The sequence below is a fragment of the Amycolatopsis thailandensis genome (assembly GCF_042723255.1).
Lineage (GTDB): Bacteria > Actinomycetota > Actinomycetes > Mycobacteriales > Pseudonocardiaceae > Amycolatopsis > Amycolatopsis thailandensis.
Genome location: NZ_JBHXJK010000272.1, coordinates 1 through 1572, shown reverse-complemented (window position 1 = coordinate 1572; position 1572 = coordinate 1). Strand labels below are relative to the sequence as shown.

Annotated in this window: 2 protein-coding genes; both read right to left on the bottom strand. The window is 65.8% G+C overall.

What is annotated here, in order from left to right; all coding sequences use genetic code 11:
• Window positions 1-59 precede the first annotated feature (59 nt).
• Window positions 60-884 carry a class I SAM-dependent methyltransferase gene (locus ACFWMR_RS42620; protein WP_093932855.1) on the bottom strand — a complete coding sequence of 275 codons (825 nt, stop codon included), beginning with the start codon at window positions 882-884 and terminating at the stop codon, window positions 60-62.
• Complete coding sequence (locus tag ACFWMR_RS42615) at window positions 881-1261, bottom strand: VOC family protein (protein WP_378382496.1); 381 nt, start codon at window positions 1259-1261, stop codon at window positions 881-883. Before ACFWMR_RS42615 ends, ACFWMR_RS42620 begins: the two co-directional genes overlap by 4 nt.
• Between the last annotated feature and the right edge of the window lie 311 nt (window positions 1262-1572).

Below are 1572 nucleotides of genomic sequence, written 5' to 3'. Positions count from 1 at the left end.
CCCCATAGGACGGAAAGTGTCCTATGGGGACCCCTCATGACACCAGGGAGCGACGGGACTCAAGCGCGCTTCACGGCTTCGATGGTGAAACTCGCCGCCAGTCGCTGCGGATCCTTCGTCAGCCGCCATTCTTCGGTCGCGTCGTTCCGGGTCATGAACCCCGGCAGCGCGTTCCACGGCACACTGTCGTGCTCCACCAGCCGCGTCAGCGTCAGCCCGGCGTCGAGCAGCGAAGTGACGATCTGGCCCAGCCCGTGGTTCCACTCGTGTGTGCGGTTGTTCTCGAACGCGACGTCGGTGTCCACATAGGTCCCCGGCTCGTCGAACACCAGCGGCTCGGCCTGCTCGAAATACGGATACCGCGGCGTGATCTGCGGCTGGGTCTCGTCGAGAGTACCCAGCATCGGGTGCATGTCCCGGATGAACAGCCGCCCGCCCGGCCGCAGCAACGCGCCGACGACCTGTCCCCAGCGGGCGATGTCCGGCAGCCAGCAGATCGCGCCGATTCCCGTGTAGACGAGGTCGAAACGCCCGGCGCCCAGCACATCGACGGCACCGTACACATCGGACTCGTGATAGTCGATCTCCGCGCCCGTCTCGGCGGCCAGCCGTCGCGCGATCTCCAGCGCGGGCGCGGAAAAGTCGAGTCCGGTCATCCGCGCGCCCAGCCGGGACAGGGAAAGCGTGTCCGTGCCGATATGACACTGGAGGTGCACCCCGCGCGCACCGGAGACGTCGCCGAGCAGCGGCCGGTCGAAGGTGACCACACCGCTGAGATGCGCGGGATCCGCGACGAACTTCCGGTAGCCGTAATCCACCGAATCGGCGTGAGCCGGAGCGCGTTCGTCCCAGTTCGCGCGGTTGACGGTGACGTAATCCGTCACGAGGTCGCGGCCTTTTCGGCGGCGCTGCGCAAGACGCAGAATTCGTTGCCTTCGGGGTCGCCGAGGACGGCCCAGCCGGTGCCGTCCGGATTGCGCCGGTCGTGCAGGAGGGTCGCGCCGAGCTTCAGCAGGCGTTCCACTTCTTCGTCGCGCGGGATGTCGGGTTCGAGGCAGAGATGGATGCGGTTCTTGACCGTCTTCGGTTCCGGGACCTGCCCGAAGAACAGCGTGACACCGTTGTCCATCACGATGATCGCCTCGGGGTCGCCGGGCACGTCGTCGTCGGCCATCGGCTTGCCGACGACGCCGCTCCAGAACCGTCCCAGTTCGTAGGCGTCGGCGCAGTCGAAGAAGAAGTTTTGCACTACAGAGGCCATGAGACCGCAGTCTGCCTGAGCCCGCGAGCCCCTGCCAACGCTTTAAAGCGCGACGAGTCCTGAGTACAGGTGCTCGTGCGCGGTGCCAAGTCCGTGAAGGCCTCCTTCCCTACTTTCAGGGTAGTGAAGGAGGCCTTCACGACCAGGCGAGCCATCACCGCCGCACCAGGCGCACGGCCTCGCAGCAGAGCGTTGCGAAAGTGGCTTTCGCACCGTTGAAGGTTGCGAAAGTGGCTTTCGCAACGGTGTCCTGGCAGGTGCCAAAGTCCGTGAAGGCCTCCTTGAGGGACCCAGAGTCCCTCAAGGAGGCC